The organism is Agrobacterium sp. MA01, assembly GCF_009650195.1.
In the GTDB taxonomy this organism is placed as follows: Bacteria; Pseudomonadota; Alphaproteobacteria; order Rhizobiales; family Rhizobiaceae; genus Allorhizobium.
This window is the reverse complement of record NZ_CP045854.1, coordinates 4301669-4322543: the sequence shown is the minus strand read 5'-3', so window position 1 is coordinate 4322543 and position 20875 is coordinate 4301669. Positions and strand designations below refer to the sequence as shown.

Annotated in this window: 20 protein-coding genes; 6 read left to right on the top strand and 14 right to left on the bottom strand. The window is 60.6% G+C overall.

Annotated elements, in window-relative coordinates; genetic code table 11:
- Positions 1-45: 45 nt before the first annotated feature.
- Positions 46-801, top strand: a complete 756-nt coding sequence (locus GH983_RS20580; RefSeq protein WP_153763366.1) for an SDR family oxidoreductase — start codon at positions 46-48, stop codon at positions 799-801.
- A 36-nt stretch (positions 802-837) separates the two neighbouring features.
- Here GH983_RS20580 and GH983_RS20575 read toward each other — a convergent pair whose 3' ends face one another.
- From GH983_RS20575 to GH983_RS20565, 3 genes are read right to left on the bottom strand one after another with little or no spacing between them, the layout of a single operon-like run.
- Complete coding sequence (locus tag GH983_RS20575) at positions 838-2055, bottom strand: cyclopropane-fatty-acyl-phospholipid synthase family protein (RefSeq protein ID WP_153763365.1); 1218 nt, start codon at positions 2053-2055, stop codon at positions 838-840.
- A complete protein-coding gene (locus GH983_RS20570; protein ID WP_153763658.1) occupies positions 2052-2846 on the bottom strand; it encodes a DUF1365 domain-containing protein in 795 nt (264 codons plus the stop codon). The genes GH983_RS20575 and GH983_RS20570 overlap by 4 nt, the downstream gene beginning before the upstream one ends.
- A complete protein-coding gene (locus tag GH983_RS20565) occupies positions 2843-4189 on the bottom strand; it encodes an NAD(P)/FAD-dependent oxidoreductase (RefSeq protein WP_153763364.1) in 1347 nt (448 codons plus the stop codon). Before GH983_RS20565 ends, GH983_RS20570 begins: the two co-directional genes overlap by 4 nt.
- A 253-nt stretch (positions 4190-4442) precedes the next feature.
- Here GH983_RS20565 and GH983_RS20560 point away from each other — a divergent pair, with 253 nt between their 5' ends.
- From GH983_RS20560 to GH983_RS20540, 5 genes are read left to right on the top strand one after another with little or no spacing between them, the layout of a single operon-like run.
- On the top strand, positions 4443-5012 hold the full coding sequence (locus GH983_RS20560; RefSeq protein ID WP_006725285.1) for a sigma-70 family RNA polymerase sigma factor: 570 nt from the start codon (positions 4443-4445) through the stop codon (positions 5010-5012).
- Positions 5009-5686: a ChrR family anti-sigma-E factor gene (locus GH983_RS20555; protein WP_153763363.1), complete on the top strand. Its 678-nt coding sequence runs from the start codon at positions 5009-5011 to the stop codon at positions 5684-5686. Before GH983_RS20560 ends, GH983_RS20555 begins: the two co-directional genes overlap by 4 nt.
- Before the next feature lie 39 nt (positions 5687-5725).
- Positions 5726-6127: a DUF2177 family protein gene (locus GH983_RS20550; protein ID WP_054149362.1), complete on the top strand. Its 402-nt coding sequence runs from the start codon at positions 5726-5728 to the stop codon at positions 6125-6127.
- A gap of 39 nt (positions 6128-6166) precedes the next feature.
- Complete coding sequence (locus GH983_RS20545) at positions 6167-7180, top strand: ligase-associated DNA damage response exonuclease (RefSeq protein ID WP_153763362.1); 1014 nt, start codon at positions 6167-6169, stop codon at positions 7178-7180.
- A gap of 1 nt (position 7181) precedes the next feature.
- Positions 7182-8798, top strand: coding sequence for a cisplatin damage response ATP-dependent DNA ligase (locus tag GH983_RS20540; protein ID WP_153763361.1), 1617 nt, complete (start codon positions 7182-7184; stop codon positions 8796-8798).
- A 4-nt stretch (positions 8799-8802) separates the two neighbouring features.
- On the opposite strand, the gene glpK is transcribed toward GH983_RS20540, so the two are convergent.
- The 11 genes from glpK to GH983_RS20485 all read right to left on the bottom strand — a co-directional run bounded on the left by glpK (position 8803) and on the right by GH983_RS20485 (position 20868).
- Positions 8803-10296, bottom strand: coding sequence for a glycerol kinase GlpK (glpK, locus tag GH983_RS20535; protein ID WP_153763360.1), 1494 nt, complete (start codon positions 10294-10296; stop codon positions 8803-8805).
- 81 nt (positions 10297-10377) lie between these two features.
- Entirely contained in the window at positions 10378-12096 is a 1719-nt protein-coding gene (locus GH983_RS20530; protein WP_054149359.1) for an ABC transporter substrate-binding protein, read from the bottom strand.
- A gap of 83 nt (positions 12097-12179) precedes the next feature.
- Positions 12180-12461 carry a DUF2160 domain-containing protein gene (locus tag GH983_RS20525; protein ID WP_054149358.1) on the bottom strand — a complete coding sequence of 94 codons (282 nt, stop codon included), beginning with the start codon at positions 12459-12461 and terminating at the stop codon, positions 12180-12182.
- A gap of 10 nt (positions 12462-12471) precedes the next feature.
- Positions 12472-13290 carry a carbohydrate ABC transporter permease gene (locus tag GH983_RS20520; protein ID WP_102020519.1) on the bottom strand — a complete coding sequence of 273 codons (819 nt, stop codon included), beginning with the start codon at positions 13288-13290 and terminating at the stop codon, positions 12472-12474.
- 11 nt (positions 13291-13301) lie between these two features.
- Positions 13302-14168: a carbohydrate ABC transporter permease gene (locus tag GH983_RS20515; RefSeq protein WP_147887230.1), complete on the bottom strand. Its 867-nt coding sequence runs from the start codon at positions 14166-14168 to the stop codon at positions 13302-13304.
- Between the two features lie 3 nt (positions 14169-14171).
- A complete protein-coding gene (locus GH983_RS20510; protein ID WP_153763359.1) occupies positions 14172-15242 on the bottom strand; it encodes an ABC transporter ATP-binding protein in 1071 nt (356 codons plus the stop codon).
- Positions 15243-15253: 11 nt separating this feature from the next.
- A complete protein-coding gene (locus tag GH983_RS20505) occupies positions 15254-16333 on the bottom strand; it encodes an ABC transporter ATP-binding protein (protein WP_069043977.1) in 1080 nt (359 codons plus the stop codon).
- Between the two features lie 48 nt (positions 16334-16381).
- On the bottom strand, positions 16382-17893 hold the full coding sequence (glpD, locus tag GH983_RS20500) for a glycerol-3-phosphate dehydrogenase (protein ID WP_069042645.1): 1512 nt from the start codon (positions 17891-17893) through the stop codon (positions 16382-16384).
- Positions 17894-17984: 91 nt separating this feature from the next.
- Positions 17985-18773, bottom strand: coding sequence for a DeoR/GlpR family DNA-binding transcription regulator (locus GH983_RS20495; RefSeq protein WP_069042646.1), 789 nt, complete (start codon positions 18771-18773; stop codon positions 17985-17987).
- A 74-nt stretch (positions 18774-18847) separates the two neighbouring features.
- Positions 18848-19843 (bottom strand): iron ABC transporter permease, encoded by a 996-nt coding sequence (locus tag GH983_RS20490; RefSeq protein ID WP_246727449.1) that lies wholly within the window; start codon positions 19841-19843, stop codon positions 18848-18850.
- 68 nt (positions 19844-19911) lie between these two features.
- The gene (locus tag GH983_RS20485; protein ID WP_069042648.1) at positions 19912-20868 is read right to left on the bottom strand and encodes an ABC transporter substrate-binding protein; all 957 of its coding nucleotides are present in this window, start codon (positions 20866-20868) and stop codon (positions 19912-19914) included.
- Positions 20869-20875 lie beyond the last annotated feature (7 nt).

Here is a 20875-nt window from a genome sequence, read left to right as displayed (position 1 = left end):
GCGCCCCCGGGGCGTATTGTTCAGGAGATCAAGCAAGAGGATATCATGAACAAGATTGCCTGGATTACGGGTTCCAGCACCGGCATTGGCCGCGCGCTCGCCGAACGCCTGCTTCGAGACGGATACCGGATCGCCGTCAGCGCCCGCAGTGTCGATGCCCTTGCGTCGCTCTCAGCCAGTCATCCCGGCAAGGTCGGCGTTTACCCGCTCGACGTCACCGACCCCGCAGCCGTCAAGCAGGCATTTGCGGCGATCGAGAGCGAAATGGGCCCGGTCGATCTCGCCGTCTTTGCGGCCGGTTCCTACACCCGCGACTATGCCGATGACTTTGACAGCGCGCGGACCCGCCAGATGTTCGAGCTCAACGTGCTCGGCACCGCCTCGTGTCTGGAAACGGTGATGCCGGCGATGATCGCGCGGCGCCGCGGACACATCGCAGTCGTCGCCTCGGTGTCAGGATATGTCGGGCTCCCCGGCGCTGCGACCTATGGCGCGACGAAAGCCGCGCTCAACGTGATGTGCGAAGCGCTCTATCCCGAGCTCGAGCGTCATGGCGTGAAGATGACCATCATCAACCCGGGTTTCGTCGACACACCGCTCACCAAGAAGAACGACTTCCCGATGCCCTTCCTGGTTTCCTCGGAAGAGGCTGCCGACACGATCGCCAAGGGGCTTGCCAAGGGCAAGTTCGAGATCATCTTCCCCTGGAAGATGGCACTCGCGATCCGTTTTCTGCACGCCCTGCCCCACGCGCTGCGCTTTGCGCTGACGCGCAAGATGCTCCGGCCGAAGGGCTCTTGACCGGAGTACAAACTGCAAATCTGGGAAACCTGACGTTCAGGCTGGCTTGTCCAGCCTGAACTGCACGACGTCGATGCGACCGAAGCGGAAGCCAACCGCGCAATAGTGCAGGTAGAGACGCCACATGCGGTAGAAGCGGCGGTCGAAACCGAGAGGCTCGATCTTCTGCCAGTTGGCCGTGAAAGCGCTGTCCCAGGCGATCAGAGTACGGTCGTAATCGCGGCCGAAGCGGAAGCGGTCACCGACCTTCAGGCCTGCAGCCTCAGCGTCCCGCTCGAAAACGGTCACCGAAGGCAGCATGCCGCCGGGGAAGATATAGGTCTGGATGAAATCGGCGCTGCGGCGGTAGTAATCGAAGCGGCTCTCATCGATGGTGATGGTCTGGATCAGCGCCTGCCCGCCTTCGACCAGCAGGTTCTGAACGGCCTTGAAATAGACCGGCCAGTTTTCTTCACCCACCGCCTCGAACATCTCGATCGAAACGATCTTGTCGTATTGCCCGCGACAATCGCGGTAGTCCTCGAGCCTGATGTCGACCCTGTCGGCGAAACCGGCCTTATCGAGCCGCTCGCGGGCGAATTTCGCCTGCTCGGTCGACAGCGTCAGCCCGGTGACCCTGCAGCCGGTCTTGCGGATCGCATGTTCGGCGAAGCCGCCCCAACCACAGCCGATTTCCAGAACATGATCCTCGGGACCGATCTTCAGCTCGTCGACGATGCGGGCGTACTTCGCCTCCTGCGCATCGGCAAGGCTCATGCTGGGTGCGCTGTAGAGCGCGGAGGAATAGGTCATGGTGCGGTCCAGCCAGAGGCCGTAGAACGCATTGCCGAGATCGTAGTGATAAGCGATATTTCGCCGGCTACCCTTCTTCGAATTGCGGCGCAGCTTGTGACGCAGGCGGGCGAGCGTCATGAAGATGGATGAGGAGGACAGAACTCGCCCGAGCTGCGCTTCGTTGGCCAGCGCCAGTTCGAGCACCGCGCCAATATCAGGAGAATCCAGATCTCCGTCCATATAGGCCTGGGCAAATCCAAGGGTCCCGCTGGTCAAGAGGCGAAAGACCGGGCTCGCATTGCGGACACACAATACGGCATTCGGGCCCGGGTTTGCACCGATCGCGACATGTTCACCATAGCCTTCGAACTGAAGTGTCAGGCGGCCCACGGCGATCCGGTCGGCCCAACGGCACATCATGCGCTGCCAGAATGTGAGAGAGCTAACCACAGGGTGCATTTCCTGCTCAGCGTGACTCATGACTTGTTCATCCCATTCTGCACGACGATCGTAGACGCTATTCTGGCTGCTGCTGGCTTATGTCGGTAGATGGGTACGCCCTTCCACCAAAGCTTCAGTGCCTCCCAATGAATGCCACCCATCACTTTGAGCGTCATCAAAGGATACTTCAGCAACATGTGCAACAAACCTTTGTCTGACAAAGGACGGCGCCGGCCGGAAAAAGTTGCAAACAAAAGTGGCCCTTCCGGATCGCTCTCGCCGATGTTGATGGTCACATCATCGGTCGGCGGGCTGATACGGAAATTGTATTCGCAGTTCATGGGCATGAATGGCGAGACATACATCTCCTTTGCGCAACGATGGCGCAGGATGCCGTTCTCTTCAGCCTCGACCGGGATCACATAGGTGTGGCGCTCATTGAACGTGTTGCAGACCTCGTAGAGGACTGCGGCAAGCTCACCTTCGGCGCGATAGCAAAAAAACACCGTGATCGGATTGAAGACATAGCCGAAGATCCTGGGATAGCAGAGCATGTGGATCTTTATGCCATCGGCCTCCACGCCGGCCGCGGCCAGGCGCTCTTCAACCCAGGCTCTCAGTTCGCCGGTGCGACCATTGCCATGGTCCGCGTCATGCACCGAATAGAGCGCCGCCCTGTTGTAGCCGAATAGGCGCAGGCCTTCATTCAACTGGTCGATCTCATCGAGGTCGACCAGAAGCGAAAACACACTATAGCGCAGGCTGTGCTTCTTGGGCCGGCTGCGGGCATGCAGCACATGCCCGGCATAGATTGCGGAGTTCAACTTCATTCCGCCGCCTCGAGCTGGCGACCGATGACGATGCGACCCGATTCGTTCTCGACCAACCATGGACGACGGACACCGCCGAGAGCTTCGGCTACGGCAAGCCCCGCCTGCAGGCCATCTTCATGGAACCCGCTACCGAAATAGGCACCGCAGAACCACGTATTGCGGCGGCCCTGAAGCTGCCAGATACGGCGCTGGGCGCGAATTGCGGCGACATCGAAGAGCGGGTGTTCATAGTTGAAAGTCTTGATGATCTTGGACGGATCGATCGGACGGCAGGGATTGAGGGTGACGAAGAGAGGCGTTGCCGGATCCAGCGACTGCAGCTTGTTCATCCAGTAGGTGACGCAAAGGGTTTCGCTCGAGTCTGCCTGTTTCTCCGCCACATAGTTCCAGCTGGACCAGACCGACTTTCGCTTCGGCATCAAAGTCTCGTCCGAATGCAGCACGGCGAGATTGGGCGTATACTGGAAGGACTCGAGGATCTCTATCTCTTCGCTGTCCGCGTCTTCCAGGAGATCGATGCTCTGGTTTGCGTGGGTGGCGAGAACGACGTCATCAAAGACCTCTACGCCACCATGTACATCGGTCACCTGAACGCCGGCAATACCACGGCGGACACCCGTCACGGCCGTTCCCAGGCGCACTTCCCCGCGGAAATCGGCCAGGATACGGGCCACATATTCGCGGCTACCGCCCTTGACCGTGCGCCATTGCGGCCGATCCTTGAGAACCAGCAATCCATGGTTTGCGAAGAAGCGGATGAAGGCATGCAGCGGATAAAGCCGCATCTCCGACGCCGTGGTCGACCAGATCGCAGCGCCCATCGGCAGGAGATGATCCTCGATAAAGGAAGGCGAATAATCGGCGGATGCGAGGTAGTCGCCAAGCGACACGCCTTCGAGTTCACGACGCTCAAGAAGGCCGGGGGCTTCCTTGTAGAAGCGAAGAACGTCCTTCACCATGCGCCAGAAGCGCGGACGCAGAATGTTCGACTTCTGCCCCAAGAGCCCCGAGAGCCCCGAACCCGAATATTCGAAGGCGCCACCGCCGAGAGAGGCGGCAAAAGACATGTTCGACGGCAGGGTTGGCACATCGAGATGCTCGAAAAGCTTCACGAGATTGGGGTAGTTCCGGTCGTTGTAAACGATAAAACCGGTGTCGACGGGGATGTCTTTCTGGGCGCCGGGGGCGATCACCGTATTCGAATGGCCGCCCGGGCGGCTCTCGGTTTCGTAAAGAACGACATCGGCGCTCTTTGACAGCAGCCAGGCGGATGAGAGGCCCGAAATCCCCGATCCGATGACCGCGACCCTGCGTTTACCGCCGGATGCGGCCTTCGTCATACCAGTGTCCATTTCCCGCCCTTTGCCACATCTTCAATTCAATCTGTTTGTCGCTGATTACGCAAAGCAAATCTCAATGGATTGATCGCAGCGAATAAATTCACAGGCAGTGATCCGAGCCGAGAACCGCGGCGTAGACCGCTGCATGATGAACGCGATACACATCTCGGCAGATGCGTGCCACAATGACCCCGGGCGAATTGCACGGCAACAGGTCGTTGCGCCGCTCAAACGAGGGAAAAAAAGCGTTTCGATGACCGAGTCGGTGGAAGAACTGGACCAGCGTAACTTCTCGCAGCTTTTGGCCGCCGTCGGCCGCGATAGAGACATCGAAGCCTTCGAGACGATTTTCAAGTTTTACGGTCCGAAGGTGCGTGCCTATATGGCGAAGCTTGCCCGTGACGGACAGGCGGCCGAAGAGCTGATGCAAGAGACGATGCTTGCGGTCTGGAACAAGGCCGAGCAGTTCGACCCAACAAGGGGAAATGTCTCAAGCTGGATCTTCACCATCGCCCGTAACCAACGCATCGACGCATTCCGTCGCGAGAGGCGTCCGACCTTTGACCCGTCTGATCCGGCCTTCGTGCCGGACGACGTACCACCGGCCGATGTCGAATTCGAAGGCAAGCAGGAGGCTGATCGCCTTCGGCGCGCCATGGAAACCCTGCCACCCGAACAGCTCGAACTCCTCAAAATGTCATTCTACAGAGAAGCATCCCACAGCACGATCGCAGCCGAACTCGGACTGCCGATGGGGACCGTGAAATCACGTATCCGCCTCGCTTTCGCGAAGCTGCGTGCAGCATTGGAGGAGCGGGCATGACCCTCCACGTCCAACACCACATCAGCGACGAGCTTCTGCTCGATTATGCGACCGGAAATCTGGCCGAGGGCTGGAGCATTGCCGTTGCGACACATCTGGCGCTTTGCCCGTCCTGCCGCAACAGGCTCTCCTTCATGGAGCATACCGGCGGTCAATTGCTCGAGGCGACCGAGGTGACCGCCGAAGAGACGCCAGCGTCAGACAGCTGGTCGTCAATGAAGGCAAAGCTCAAGTCGCAGGGCACGTCGCGGCTCGCCGCGGCAAAGCCGGTTGCCACTCCGACCGATCTTCCGGTTTTGCCTGAGCCGCTGCGCTCCTATCTTGGCGGCGACGTCGAGGCCTTGAAATGGAAGGCACTCGGCCGCGGCGCCTATCATATCCCGATCAAGACGAGAGATACTGAGAGCCAGGTTCGCCTCTTGAAGATTCCGGCCGGCAAGCCGGTTCCGGAGCACTCGCATGGCGGCCGCGAATTGACGCTGGTGCTCAAAGGCGCGTTCACCGACGGTGCGACCGTATTCAAACGCGGGGACATCGAGGAAGCCGACGAGACGCTGACGCATCAGCCGGTGGCGACACCGGACGAGGATTGCATCTGTCTTGCCGTGACCGACGCACCGCTGAAGTTCAAGAGCCTTCTGGTCCGCCTGGTTCAGCCGGTTCTTGGAATTTGATGGGAGGCCGGGCAGGCGCCCGGTCGAGAGGGAAGACAAATGCCTTACGTGATCGCCTACATCTCCACGGCCGTTGTTTTCTTCGCCATCGACTATCTCTGGCTGACGCGGATTGCGATAGGTTTTTACCGCGAGCATATCGGCAGCCTGCTGCTGGCGACCCCCAACTTTGCTGCCGCCGGGATTTTCTATCTCTTCTACGTGGTCGGACTTGTCTATTTTGCGGTCATGCCGGCCGTGTCCGCCGGAAGCATCGTCACCGCATTGTTCAACGGGGCGCTCCTTGGACTTCTGGCTTACGGCACCTACGACATGACCAATCTCGCCACGCTGAAGGGCTGGTCGCTGCAGGTCAGCCTCGTTGACATGGCGTGGGGTGCATTTCTCTCGGCAACCGCTTGCGCTGCAGGTTATCTCGCCGTTTCGCGCTTTACGCAGTGAGTGCTGGAAGGGCGTCTTCGGGCGCCCTATGTTCACGGCATGATCAAGCCGGACCTTCTCCTTCACCCAACGCCGGGCGGGCTTTACTGCCCGCTCGGCGACTTTTATGTCGACCCGGTCCGGCCAGTTGACCGGGCGCTGATCACCCATGGACATTCGGATCATGCCCGTTCGGGGCACGCCCATGTGCTCGCCACGCGCCAGACACTCGACATCATGGCGATACGCTACGGCGAGGACTTTTGCAGCACCTCACAGAGTGCGACCTTCGGAGAGACGATATCGGTGAACGGCGTGACCGTCCGCTTTCATCCGGCAGGCCATGTGCTCGGCTCCGCACAAATCGAGATCGAAGCGCAGGGGACCAGGATCGTCGTTTCCGGCGACTACAAGCGTGGTGCAGATCCGACTTGCGCCAGCTTCGAGCCGGTGCCCTGCGACGTGTTCATTACCGAAGCAACCTTCGGTCTGCCGGTGTTCCACCACCCCGATCCGCGGCTGGAGATCCAGAAACTGCTGACCTCTCTGCAGCAATTTCCGGAACGCAGCCACTTGATCGGCGCCTATGCGCTGGGAAAGGCCCAACGGGTGATCTCGCTCATTCGGCGGGGTGGCTATGAAGAGCCGATCTACATTCACGGTTCGATGGCGCGGCTCTGCGACTATTACACCGAACAGGGCGTGGAGCTCGGCGAGCTTCGCCCGGCGACGACCGAAGACAAGAAGTCTGGCGCCTTCAAGGGCGCCGTGGTGATCGGCCCACCCTCCGCCTTCAACGACCGCTGGGCACGGCGCTTCGAGGATCCCCTCGCGATCTTTGCGTCCGGCTGGATGATGGTGCGCCAGAGAGCCAAGCAGCGCGGCGTGGAACTGCCGCTCGTCATCTCCGACCACTGCGACTGGCCGGAACTGCTGGACACGATCCGCGAGGTCGGGCCCCAGGAGGTCTGGGTCACCCATGGGCGCGAGGAAGCGCTGGTGCGTTGGTGCGAACTTGAGGGTATCAAGGCTCGGCCACTGCACCTCGTCGGCTACGAAGACGAGGGAGACTGACATGAGGGCCTTTGCTCGCCTCCTCGATCGCCTCGTGCTGACCCCCAGCCGCAACGGCAAGCTGACGCTGCTCGTCGACTATCTCCGGCAGACGCCTGATCCGGATCGCGGCTATGCGCTGGCCGCGCTCACTGATGGGCTCAACATCAAGGGCGTGAAGCCGGCGCTGCTGAAAGAATTGGTCCTGGAGCGGATGGACCCGATCCTGTTTCAATATTCCTATGACTATGTCGGCGATCTGGCAGAAACCATTTCGCTAGTCTGGGAGCCGCAGACGCTTGAGGCCGAAGGCGAGGAAGATCTCGAAAGCCTGTCAAAGATCGTCGAACGGCTTCAGCGGCTCGGGCGCAACGAAACGCGCTCCGTCATGCGCGACCTCTTTGACCGGCTCGATACGTCGGAGCGGTTCGCGCTGATAAAGCTCGTCACCGGGGGGCTTCGAATCGGTGTCTCCGCTAGGCTCACCAAGCAGGCACTGGCGCTCTATGGCGACAAGGATGTCGTCGACATCGAGAGCCTCTGGCATGGGCTAAAGCCGCCTTATACCGAACTCTTCGCCTGGCTGGAGAACCGGGTCGAAAAGCCAGTTCTGTCGACGCCGGCGATCTTCCATTCGGTGATGCTGTCGACGCCGATCGAAGACAGGGATCTCCCCAATCTCGATCCGAAGGATTTCGCCGCGGAATGGAAGTGGGATGGTATCCGCGTGCAGCTTTCCTGCTCCGGCGGGAGAAGCCGGCTCTATTCGCGCTCCGGCGACGATATTTCCGGTGCCTTCCCCGATATCGTCGACGCAGCGCGGTTCGAGGGCGTGATCGACGGCGAACTGCTCGTCGGCGGGACGTCGCGGACCAATGCGCCGACGCGAACCTTTTCGGATCTCCAGCAGAGACTGAATCGCAAGACGGTGACGGCCAAGATGCTGGAAGAGTATCCGGTCTTCATCCGCGCTTACGACATCCTGTTCGATGGTGAGGCAGACGTTCGGTCCGAGGCTTTCCTCACACGCCGTGAGCGGCTAAGCGCGCTTGTCGAGCGGCAGGAGCCACGGCGGTTCGATCTGTCGCCGCTCGTTTCCTTCTCGACCTGGGAGGAGCTGGAGCAGTTGCGCGCTGACCCACCCGATCCGGTGATCGAAGGGGTGATGCTGAAGCGGCTGGACAGCAGTTACCAGGCCGGGCGGGCCAAGGGGCCCTGGTTCAAGTGGAAACGGGACCCGATGAATGCCGATGCCGTGCTGATGTATGCGCAGCGCGGGCACGGCAAACGGTCCAGCTACTATTCGGACTTCACCTTCGGGGTCTGGACGGCGATCCCCGGCGAAGGGGATGTGCTGGTGCCGGTGGGCAAGGCTTACTTTGGCTTCACCGACGAGGAGCTTGAGGTGCTCGACCGGTTCGTGCGCAACAATACGGTGGAGCGCTTCGGCCCGGTTCGCAGCCTGAGGGCAGAACCCGAGCATGGCTTTGTCGTCGAGGTGGCCTTCGAGGGGCTTGCTCGCTCGACGCGGCACAAGTCGGGAGTCGCGATGCGGTTTCCTCGCATCGCGCGTCTCCGTCAGGACAAGCTTCCGAAGGACGCCGACCGGTTGGAGACCCTGGTCGCGCTGATCGCCTAGTCGGTTAGCGCGTGGTCAGGCAACGGGACACGCTGTCCTGCCAGCCGGCAATAGCTGCTTCCCGTTCGGTCACATTCATGCCCGGTTCGAAACGGCGGTCGCGCTTCCAGGTCGCGGCGAAGCCCTTCTGGTCGGGCCAGAGGCCGGCGCGGGATCCTGCGAGCCAGGCGGCGCCGAGGACCGTGGTTTCCAGCACGACGGGACGATCGACGGGGGCGGCCAGGATGTCGGCCAGCCGCTGCATCGTCCAGTCGGAGGCGACCATGCCACCATCGACGCGGAGCACCGTCTTCGATGCGCTGCCGTTCCAATCCTTCTTCATGGCTTCCAGGAGATCATGGGTCTGGTAGGCGACGCTTTCGAGTACGGCGCGAGCGAGTTCCGCCGGGCCCGTTCCACGGGTCAATCCGAAGATGGCGCCACGGGCATCGGCATCCCAATGGGGTGCGCCAAGCCCGGTGAAGGCCGGCACAAGATAGACGCGCTGATGCGGGTCGGCCTTGCTCGCGAGCGCATCCGTCTCCGAGGCGACCTTCACAAAGCCCATCTGGTCGCGAAGCCACTGGACGGCGGCACCGGCGATGAAGATCGAGCCCTCAAGAGCGTAAGTGGTTTCGCCATTCATGCGATAGGCGATGGTCGTGAGCAGGCGGTTCGACGAAGTGACACGGTCGGGGCCGGTGTTCAACAGCGCGAAGCAGCCCGTGCCATAGGTCGACTTCATCATGCCCGGCTCAAAGCATGCGTTGCCGATGACGGCGGCCTGCTGGTCGCCAGCAACGCCGAGGATCGGGATTTCGGCGCCGAGCACAGAGGCATCGGTGATGCCGAAATCGTCGGCGCAATCCTTGACCTCCGGCAGCATGGCGCGCGGGATTTCGAGGATCGAAAGGAGTTCGTCGTCAAAGCGGTTTTCGCCGATGTCATAGATCAGCGTGCGCGAGGCATTTGTCGCGTCGGTCGCATGAACCTTGCCGCCGGTCAGCTTGTAGATGAGCCAGCTATCGACCGTGCCGAAGCAGATCTCGCCATTTTCGGCGCGGGCCTTCAAGCCGTCGGCATTTTTCAAGAGCCAGGAGAGCTTGGTGCCTGAGAAATAGGGATCGAGTAGCAGGCCGGTCTTTTCGGTGAAGAGCGGTTCCAGGCCCTTATGTTTCAGTTCGTCGCAGAAACGGGCCGTGCGGCGGTCCTGCCAGACAATGGCACGGTGGACCGGCTGGCCGGTCTCGCGGTCCCAGACAACGACGGTTTCGCGCTGGTTGGTGATGCCGATCGCGGTGACATCGCCGATCTTGATCTTGGCAGCAGAGAGTGCCTTCTCGATGGTCGCCAGCACGCTCTGCCAGATCTCGTCCGCATCATGCTCGACCCAGCCGGAATCCGGGAAATGCTGGGTGAACTCCTGCTGGGCGACGCCGACAATATGCATCTCGTGATCGAAGATCATCGAGCGGGTCGAGGTCGTTCCCTGGTCGATGGCCAGAATGTAACCGCTCATCAGGCTGAAACTCCTTAAGTGAAGAAGCCGGGGCGTAGTTTGCGCCCCGGCGATTGTCAATTCAGCGGCGATCGCCGGTCGTTACTGCCAGCTCTTGACGAGCTCGTCGTAGTTGACCGTCATCGGCTGTTCTTTTTCGTTCTCGATCTTCAGCTGTGGCGCGATATTGCCCTTGGCAACGGCATCGGCGTTCCACTCCTCGAGGGTCTTTTCCTCGGCGAGCTTCGGACCGATATCGCCCTGGACGCCAGCGCGTTCGAGACGCTCAAGGACCTTTTCCTGCTCGGCGCAGAGCGAGTCCATGGCTTCCTGCGCAGTCTTTGCACCGGAAGAAGCATCACCGATTGCCTGCCACCAGAGCTGAGCCAGCTTCGGATAATCAGGAACGTTGGTGCCAGTCGGCGACCACTGCAGGCGAGCCGGCGAGCGGTAGAATTCGACCAGACCACCAAGCTTTGGAGCGCGCTCGGTGAAGGACGGATGGTCGAGCGTCGACTGACGGATGAAGGTCAGGCCGACATGGCTCTTCTTCACGTCGACGGTCTTCGAGGTGACGAACTGGGCATAAAGCCAGGCCGCCTGGGCGCGATCGACCGGGGTCGAGGTCATCAGGGTCCAGGAACCGGCATCCTGATAGCCGAGCTTCATGCCGTCCTTCCAGTAGACGCCATGCGGGCTCGGAGCAAAGCGCCACTTCGGCGTGCCGTCCGCGTTGACGACCGGCAGGCCTTCCTTGACGAAGTCGGCGGTGAAGGCGGTGTAGGTGAACATCTGCTGGGCGATTTCACCCTGCGACGGCACCGGACCGGATTCGGAGAAGGTCATGCCCTGGGCGGCCGGAGGGGCGTACTTCTTCATCCACTCGAGATACTTCTCGATGGCGTAGACGGAGGCCGGGCCGTTGGTGTCACCACCACGGGCGACGCAGGAGCCGACCGGGCGCGAGTTTTCATCGACCTTTATACCCCACTCGTCGACCGGAAGGCCGTTCGGGATGCCCTTGTCGCCGTTGCCAGCCATGGAGAGCCAGGCGTCGGTGAAGCGCCAGCCGAGCGACGGGTCCTTCTTGCCGTAGTCCATGTGGCCGAAGACCTTCTTGCCGTCGATTTCGCGACCGGTGAAGAATTCAGCGATGTCCTCATAAGCCGACCAGTTGACCGGAACGCCGAGGTCGTAGCCGTACTTCGCCTTGAAGTCGGCCTTGTTCTTCTCGTCGTTGAACCAGTCGTAGCGGAAGAAGTAGAGGTTGGCGAACTGCTGGGTCGGCAGCTGATAGAGCTTGCCATCAGGGGCGGTCGTGAAGGACTTGCCGATGAAGTCGTCGATGTCGAGGGTCGGGCTGGTGACGTCCTTGCCTTCGTTCGCCATCCAGTCGGTCAGGTTGCGAACCTGCTGATAGCGCCAATGGGTGCCGATCAGGTCGGAGTCGTTGATGTAGGCGTCGTAGATGTTTTCGCCCGACTGCATCTGCGTCTGCAGCTTTTCAACGACGTCGCCTTCGCCGATCAGGTCATGGGTGACCTTGATGCCGGTGATGGCGGTGAAGGCCGGAGCGAGGACCTTCGATTCATATTCGTGCGTGGTGATGGTTTCGGAGACGACCTTGATCTCCATGCCGGCGAAAGGCTTCGCGGCATCGATGAACCACTGCATCTCGGCTTCCTGTGTGGCACGATCGAGTGCCGACATGTCGCCGACTTCGGCGTCCAGGAACTTCTTCGCCGCTTCCATATCGGCGAATGCGACACCCGTCATGGCAAGAAGCATGGCGGCCGTCGTCGTCAAAAGGTGCTTTCGCATTATGTCCTCCCTAAGGTTGCGATTGCATTCGGTTTGCAGTCTCGAGAATGGCGACCTCCCGCCGCCATCCCGTCTTTTCTGCTCTAGACGTAGCGGAAAACGCCGATGGCGTAGACCACGGACAGAGCAAGAGCCCACCACAGGTTCGGTCCAACGAGACCGAGCCAAGCGAGATTGATGAAAGCCGACCCGAGCAGCGACACGAAAAGGCGGTCACCGCGGGTCGTCTCGAAGCGTAGAATGCCGGTTCGCGGATTGCCGCCCGGGGACAGATATTCCCAGACCGCCATCGACAGGATCAGGCACAGAATCACGATGAAGAAGATCGCGGTCGGCGTGGTCCATGCCATCCAAGTGAAATCCATCGAACCCTCCTCAGACCCGGCCCAGGGCAAAGCCCTTGGCGATGTAATTGCGAACGAAATAAATGACGAGCGCCCCGGGTATGATCGTCAGCACCCCGGCTGCTGCGAGCACACCCCAGTCCATGCCCGAGGCCGAGACCGTGCGCGTCATGATCGCTGCGATCGGCTTGGCATCCGTCGTCGTCAGCGTGCGAGCGATCAGGAGCTCCACCCAGGAGAACATGAAGCAGAAGAAGGCGGCGACACCGATGCCGGATGCGATTAGCGGCATGAAGATCTTCACGAAGAACTTCGGGAAGGAATATCCGTCGATATAGGCCGTCTCGTCGATTTCCTTCGGCACGCCCGACATGAAGCCTTCCAGGATCCACACGGCGAGCGGCACGTTGAAGAGGCAGTGTGCAATGGCGACGGCGATATGCGTGTCGATCAGGCCGAAGGCGGAATAGAGCTGAAAGAAGGGCAGCGCGAAGACAGCCGGCGGTGCCATGCGGTTTGTCAGCAGCCAGAAGAACAGATGCTTGTCACCGAGGAACCTGTAGCGCGAGAAAGCATAGGCTGCCGGCAGCGCGACGGCAACCGCGATCACGGTGTTCATGCACACATAGATGATCGAGTTGATGTAGCCCTTGTACCACGACGGATCGGTGAAGATCACCGCGTAGTTGGCAAGTGTCGGGTTGACGGGCCAGAGTGAGAAGGCGCCGGTGATCTCTGCATTCGTCTTGAAGCTCATGTTGACGAGCCAGTAGATCGGCAGCAGCAGGAAGATGATGTAAATCGTCGGAACCAGGAAGCCGAGACCGGTGCGGTTATCAGTGCTTTTCATCGGTATCTCCCTCAGCCCTTCGCGTCACTGTTGGTCATGACGGTGTAGAAAACCCAGGACAGAGCCAGGATGATCAGGAAGTAGATGATCGACATGGCCGCCGCCGGGCCGAGGTCGAACTGGCCGACCGCCATCTTGACGAGGTCGATCGACAGGAAGGTGGTCGAATTGCCGGGGCCGCCGCCGGTCAGGACGAAGGGCTCGGTATAGATCATGAAACTGTCCATGAAGCGCAGCAGCACGGCGATCAGAAGCACGCGCTTCATCTTCGGAAGCTGAATGAAGCGGAACACGGACCAGCGCGATGCGCCATCGATCTTGGCGGCCTGGTAATAGGCATCCGGGATCGAGACGAGGCCGGCATAGCAGAGCAGCACGACAAGGCTCGTCCAGTGCCAGACATCCATCACGATGATGGTGACCCAGGCGTGGATCGGGTTCTGGGTGTAGTTATAGTCGAAGCCCAGGGCGTTCAGCGAATAGCCGAGAAGACCGATGTCGACGCGACCGAAGACCTGCCAGATGGTGCCGACGACATTCCACGGAATAAGCAGCGGCAGCGCCATCAGCACGAGGCAGACCGGAACGCCTAGTCCGGTTTTCGGCATGTTGAGCGCGATAAAGATGCCAAGCGGCACCTGGATCGCAAGAATGATCATGGAGAAGATCAGGTTGCGTCCGAGCGCATCCCAGAAACGGTCCGACGACAGGATGTCGGAAAACCAGTCGGTACCGGCCCAGAAGAACTGGTTGTTGCCGAATGTATCCTGGACGGAATAGTTGACGACGGTCATCAGCGGGATGACGGCCGAGAAGGCCACCAGCACCAGGACCGGGACGACCATGAACCAGGCCTTGTTGTTCCAGGTTTTTTCCATGGGTCAGCCCTCCATGCCTACGCGCCAGGAATCGGCGAAGATGCCGAGACCTTCTGGGACGAATGTGATGCGGGGATCGGCGGGAATATCTGCATCTTCGGGCACAACGACAGACATTGACTGGCCGGCAAAGCGGGCGCGCACGATCTTCTGTCGACCGATGTCCTCGACCTTGTCGATGGAGATCGGAATGCCTTCCCGTCCGAGGCGGATGAATTCGGGCCGGACACCGAGCTCGATCTTGCTCTGACCGGAGAGCTTCGGTGCGCCCGGCAGGTTGATCGCCTGATCGCCAATCATGGCGGTTGCGCCGCTCACCTTTGCCGGCATGACATTCATACCAGGAGAACCGATGAAATAGCCGACGAAGGTGTGGCTCGGCCGCTCGAAGAGTTCGGCCGGCGTGCCGATCTGGACGATCTGACCGTCATACATGACGACGACCTTGTCGGCGAAGGTGAGCGCCTCGGTCTGGTCATGGGTGACGTAAACCATGGTGAAACCCGACTGGCGGTGCAGCCGCTTCAACTGAGAGCGCAGGACCCACTTCATGTGCGGATCGATGACCGTCAGCGGCTCGTCGAAGAGGATCGCGTTAACGTCGGAGCGGACGAGGCCACGGCCGAGCGAGATCTTCTGCTTCTGGTCCGCCGTCAGGCCTTGCGCCTGTTTGCGGGCCATGGGCTGCAGGTCGATCATGTCGAGGATCTCGTTGACCCGCTTGTTGACCTGATCTTCGGGGACATGGCGGTTGCGCAGCGGAAATGCCAGATTGTCGTAAACCGTCATGGTGTCGTAGACGACCGGGAACTGGAAGACCTGGGCGATGTTGCGTGCGGCCGTCGGTAGGTTGGTGACGTCAACGCCGTCGAATTCGATCCGGCCGTCGGACGGATGCAACAGGCCCGAGATGATGTTGAGCAAGGTGGTCTTGCCGCAGCCCGAGGGCCCAAGCAGCGCATAGGCGCCGCCATCGTCCCATTCGTGATGGACTTCCTTCAAAGCGTAGTCTCCGGCCGCACGGGCAGCCGGGGTGTAGGCGTGGCGGATATGGTCGAGATTGATGCGTGCCATGACGTTGCTCCTCACGCGGCCATTTCGGCCGGCGCGCCGAGCGCCTTGCCGTCGGCGCCGAACGCCATCAGGTGACGGGTATCGATGAAGACATCGATCTCGCGATCGGGATCGATGTCGTGGATGCCATGGGCCAGGCACACCCAGCGGGCGGTGCCGTATTCGACATGGATGAAGCTCTCCGAGCCTGCGATTTCAGAAACCAGCGTCCGCGAGCGCATCGGCATGGCGCCAGGCAGAGCGGTGAGCGACAGATGATGTGGGTGGAAGGCGACCGTTACGGGGCCGTCCGCGATCGACGCCAGATGGGCCGGTACCGCGAGAACTGGCTGACCGTTCAGCTCGAAACTTGCGCCCCGCTTGACGAGCGCGATGGTATTGAGCGGCGGATCGGCGAAAGTTTTGGCGGCCAGGAGGTCCAGGGGGCGGCGATAGACGTCGATCGTCTGACCGAACTGGGTAATCCGGCCTTCTGACAGGGTCGCGGTGTTGCCGCCGAGCAGCAAAGCTTCAGATGGTTCGGTTGTCGCGTAGACGAAAATCGCACCGGATTCGGCGAAGATCTTCGGAAGCTCTTCGCGCAGTTCCTCGCGCAGCTTGTAGTCGAGGTTGGCGAGCGGTTCGTCCAGCAGCACAAGGGTGGCGTTCTTGACGATGGCTCGGGCCAGCGCCGTACGCTGCTGCTGTCCACCGGACAGATTGAGCGGTGTGCGATCGAGATAGGGCGTCAGACGCAAGAGATCGGCAGCCTTGCGAACCTCGCGATCGATTGTGGCCGCATCCTTGCCGGCGACCCGCATCGGCGAGGCGATGTTTTCGTAGACCGTCAAAGCCGGATAATTGATGAACTGCTGGTAGACCATCGCGACATTGCGCTTCTGGACCGCCATGCCGGTGACATCCTTGCCGTCGAAATGGACGGTTCCGGAAGTCGGCTTGTCGAGGCCTGCCATCAGGCGCATCAGGGAAGTCTTGCCCGAAAGGGTGGGCCCGAGCAGGACATTCAGCGTACCCCGCTGCAATGTCAGATCGGTCGGGTGAATGTGATATTCACCTCCCGCCATTTTCGAGACTTTACGCAGTTCCAACATATGCCCTCGGGCCTCCTCCAAACCGTCGGTCTTCATCAGGATGGGCGATCAGGCCGCCGCCAGCATCCCCAAATAGGCATCCAGCCCCTTCGCCTCCTCCGGCGTCAGGAATAGTCCCTGTTTCGTCCGGCGCCACAGCACGTCTTCGGCCGTGACCGCCCACTCCGTTTCCACCAGCCAGCGAACTTCGACCTCGTACAGCGTGCCGCCGAAATGGCGCCCGAGATCGGCCGCGCTCTTCGCCTTGCCGAGGATCGCTCTTGAATCTGTGCCGTAGCAGCGAATCAGGCGCTCGGCATGGATGCGATCCAGGAAAGGATAGGCTTTGATTAGTCCGTCGACCGTCGGCTCGAAGGCCGTGGCCGAGAAATCGCCACCCGGCAGACGGCTACCCGCCGTCCAAGAGGCGCCTTTTTCGCCGATCGCTTCACCGATCTTTTCCAGCGCATGTTCGGCCAGACGACGATAGGTGGTGAGCTTGCCGCCGAAGACATTGAGCAAGGGGGCGTCGCCGCTATTACCCTCGACCTTCAGCACGTAATCGCGCGTCGCCTCCTGAGCCTTCGAGGCGCCGTCATCGAAAAGAGGACGCACGGCCGAATAGCTCCAGACGATGTCGTCTGGGCGTACCGGTTCCTGGAAATATTCGCTTGCCGCATCGCAGAGATAGTTCACCTCTTCGGGGCTGATGCGAACGTCCTTCGGGTCTTCGGTGAAATCCCGGTCCGTCGTGCCAATCAGGGTGAATTCACCCTCATAGGGGATGGCGAATATGATGCGGTTGTCGGGGTTCTGGAAGAAGTAGGCGCGTGGATCGGTGAACTTCTTGCGAACCACGATGTGGCTGCCCTGGACAAGACGGACATTGTGCACATTGTTGCGGCCGAAGGCACCGGCCAAAACCTGATCGACCCAAGGGCCGGCCGCATTGACCAGCATCCGGGCCTTGTGAGTTACGACGGAGCCGTCGCGCTGCGACTTTGTTGTGACAACCCAGTGGCCGTCTTCGCGATGGGCCGAGACAACACGGTTACGGCTCAGGATCGTTGCGCCGCGGATCTGTGCATCGCGGGCATTGAGAACGACCATGCGCGCGTCATCGACCCAGCCGTCCGAATATTCGAACGCCTTGGAGAAGACCGGCTTCAGAGGCTTTCCGGCCGGATCGCGGCGCAGATCGAGGGTCTTCGTCGGCGGAAGCAGCTTTCGGCCACCGAGATTATCGTACAGGAAAAGGCCTAGGCGAATGAGCCAGGCGGGGCGAATGCCGCCCTTCTGGAAGGGCAAAACGAACCGCAAAGGCCAGATCACATGCGGCGCCATGGCCCAGAGGACTTCGCGCTCCATGAGCGCTTCGCGGACCAGGCGAAACTCGTAATGCTCGAGATACCGAAGACCACCATGGATGAGCTTCGTTGCGCCCGAGGAGGTGCCGGAGGCGAAATCGTTCATTTCAGCCAAGGCAACGGAGTAACCACGGCCGGCCGCGTCGCGCGCGATCCCAGTCCCGTTGATCCCGCCGCCGATCACAAAGAGATCGTATATTGGCTGCCCCGACATCATTCCTCCGCATGTTCGCACCTGCAGCATTTACTGCTATTGCGAAAGTCCAGCTATCTTTTTCGAAATTTAAACGAATGTCAAACGAAAGTTATTCCGCCGCTAGATCGCGGTCGACCGGTGCGGTTTCGATGATCCTGACATCGCGCTCGGCGCAAATGTCCCGGATGCTGCTGGACGGACAATTGTCGGTGATAAAGGTTTGAACTTGCGAAATATGCCCGATGCGGACCGGCGCGGTGCGCTCGAATTTTGATGAGTCCGAGACCAGAATGACATGCCGCGCGTTGGCGATGATGGCCTGGGCGACTTTCACTTCGCGGAAATCGAAATCGAGCAGTGCACCATCTTCGTCGATCGCCGAGACGCCGATAACAGCGAAATCCACCTTGAACTGACGGATGAAATCCACGGCCGCCTCGCCGACGATACCGCCGTCCGATCCACGAACCACACCGCCGGCGATCACCACCTCTATCGAGGGATAGACACGCAAGCGATTGGCAACATTGATATTGTTGGTGATGACCATCAATTCCCTGTGGTCAACAAGCGCTTCGCCCACGGCTTCCGTCGTGGTGCCGATGTTGATGAACAGGGAGGAGTTGTCCGGGATCAGGTTGGCGGCGGCACGGCCTATCGCCTGCTTCTCCCCGGCCGCCATCGAACGGCGCGCCTCGTATTTAACGTTTTCGTTTCCGCTCGGAAAGACGGCGCCACCGTGGATACGGTTGAGTGCGCGTGCGTCGCAAAGGTCGTTCAGATCCTTGCGAATGGTTTGTGGCGTGACCGCGAAGCGCGCAGCGAGCTCGTCCACCAGAACGCGGCCCTGCTCCTTGGCCAGCGTCATGATCTCGGCCTGTCTCGCGGAGAACATCATGCCGCCCCCTCCCCCTATTTCGTTTTTTCTTCAGTCTAGGCAAAAACGAAACAGGAGCAATAGGCAGGCTCCAACTATCGCCGTCGCAGGAGAAGAATGAAAGCGAGCCCGCCTGCCAGACCGGTAATCACCCCGATCGGGACATCCTCGGGCGCCATGATCGTGCGCGAAACGATATCGGCCAGAATGAGGATAACGGCACCGGCCAACGCCGAAAGGGGAATGACCCTGATATTGTCGCTGCCGGCGGTCAGGCGGACAAAATGCGGAACCAGCAGGCCCACAAAGCCGATGGCACCCGAAAAGGCGACCATCACACCAGTCAGAAGCGCGGTGATCACAAAAAGCTCCGCGCGGAACCGGGCGACGGGAATGCCGAGCGTCGCTGCCGTCTCATCACCCATGGCCATGGCGTTGATTTCCCGGGCGCGAACGACAAGGAAGACGAGGCAAACTGAAAGCACCGCCACTGGATAGAGAAGATGCGACCATTGGGCGAGGCCGAGCCCTCCCAACATCCAGAAGACCACCGTATGAGCGGCGCGCGGGTCGCCGAGGAAAATCGCGAGATTTCCGAGCGAGGTCGCCACGAAGGCGATGGCCACACCGGTCAATACGAGACGATCGGCGCCCGCGCCGGTGAAGCGCGTCACGGTGACAACCGCGAGCGTCGCAGCCAAGGAGCCGCCGAAGGCAAAGAGCGGTACGGTGACCAGACCGAAGACAAGGCCGGTATGGAGAAGAGCGATAATCGCACCTAGGGCGCCGCCGGATGAGACGCCGAGCAGATGCGGATCGGCCAGTGGATTGCGAGTCACGGCCTGCAGGACGGCTCCGACCGTCGCGAGTCCGGCTCCGACGAGGCCAGCCAGGATGACGCGCGGGAAGCGAACGTCCCAGACGATGCTCTCGCGACCGGGCGACCATGTCACTTCAAATGTACCGGGTGCGAGTTTGTTGGCCACGATCGACCAGACAGTGCTGACCGGAATGGGAGCCGAACCCAGGGACACGCCAGCGGTGAGGCAGAGGGCCAGCAGCACGATAGCCAGACCCATCCAGAGAAACATGCGACCGTGCATCATTCTGCCTTGAATTTCGTACTGGGCGGGACCGGTTCGCGGTCCCGCCTTGAGGATTACATGTTGCGCGGATGGAAGGTGTTCGCGAGCCGCTCGATTGCCTGGACATTGCGCGGTCCAGGTGTTGCCTCAACATATTCCAGAACCACAAAGCGATCCTGCTTGACGGCATCGAGATTCATGAAGGCCGGGTTTTCCTTCATGAAAGCGATCTTCTGTTCGGCCGTTACATCGCCGTAGTTGACGATGACGACGACTTCCGGATTGCGCTCGATGACCGGCTCCCAGGACACTTCCGTCCAGCTCTTTTCGACGTCTTCCATAATGTTCACGCCGCCAGCCGCCTCGATCATGGCTGTTGGGATGCCAAAACGGCCGGAGGTGAAGGGCTTTTCGGTGCCGGAATCATAGACGAATACGCGGACCGGCTTTTCGATGTCGCCGATGCGGGTGGTGATGTCGTCCAGTTGCTTGCGGTAGCCGACAACCAAGGCCTCGGCGCGGTCCTCGACGTCGAAGATCTTGCCGAGGTTCAGCAGGTCGATGAACATGTCGTCCATCGTCGGCTTGTTCTTCGCCATGATATGGATGCAGGATTCGGTGAGTTCATAGACCTTGATCTTGAAGGGTTCGAGCGTTTCGGGCGTCACCTCGCCGCCGACCTTCATGCCGTAGTTCCAGCCGGCGAAATAGAAATCGGCATCGGCGTTCAGCAGCACTTCCTTGGTCGGGTATTTCGGCGAAAGTTCAGGCATTTCCTTCACGCCGTCCCGCAGCCCCGCATCCAGCGTCTTCCAGCCGGAGATCCCGGTATAGCCGACCATGCGGTCCTGCAGTTTCAAGGCCAGCATCATCTCGGTCAGGTTGACGTCATTGGAGACCGCGCGCGCCGGAGGTGCGTCGAACGTAACGTCGCGATCGCAGCTCTTGACCGTGATAGGATAGGCAAAGGCCGATGAGGCGGCGAAGACCGAAGCAAAGAGCGTGGCGGACAAAAGAAGACGGGCAGCCATATGGGCG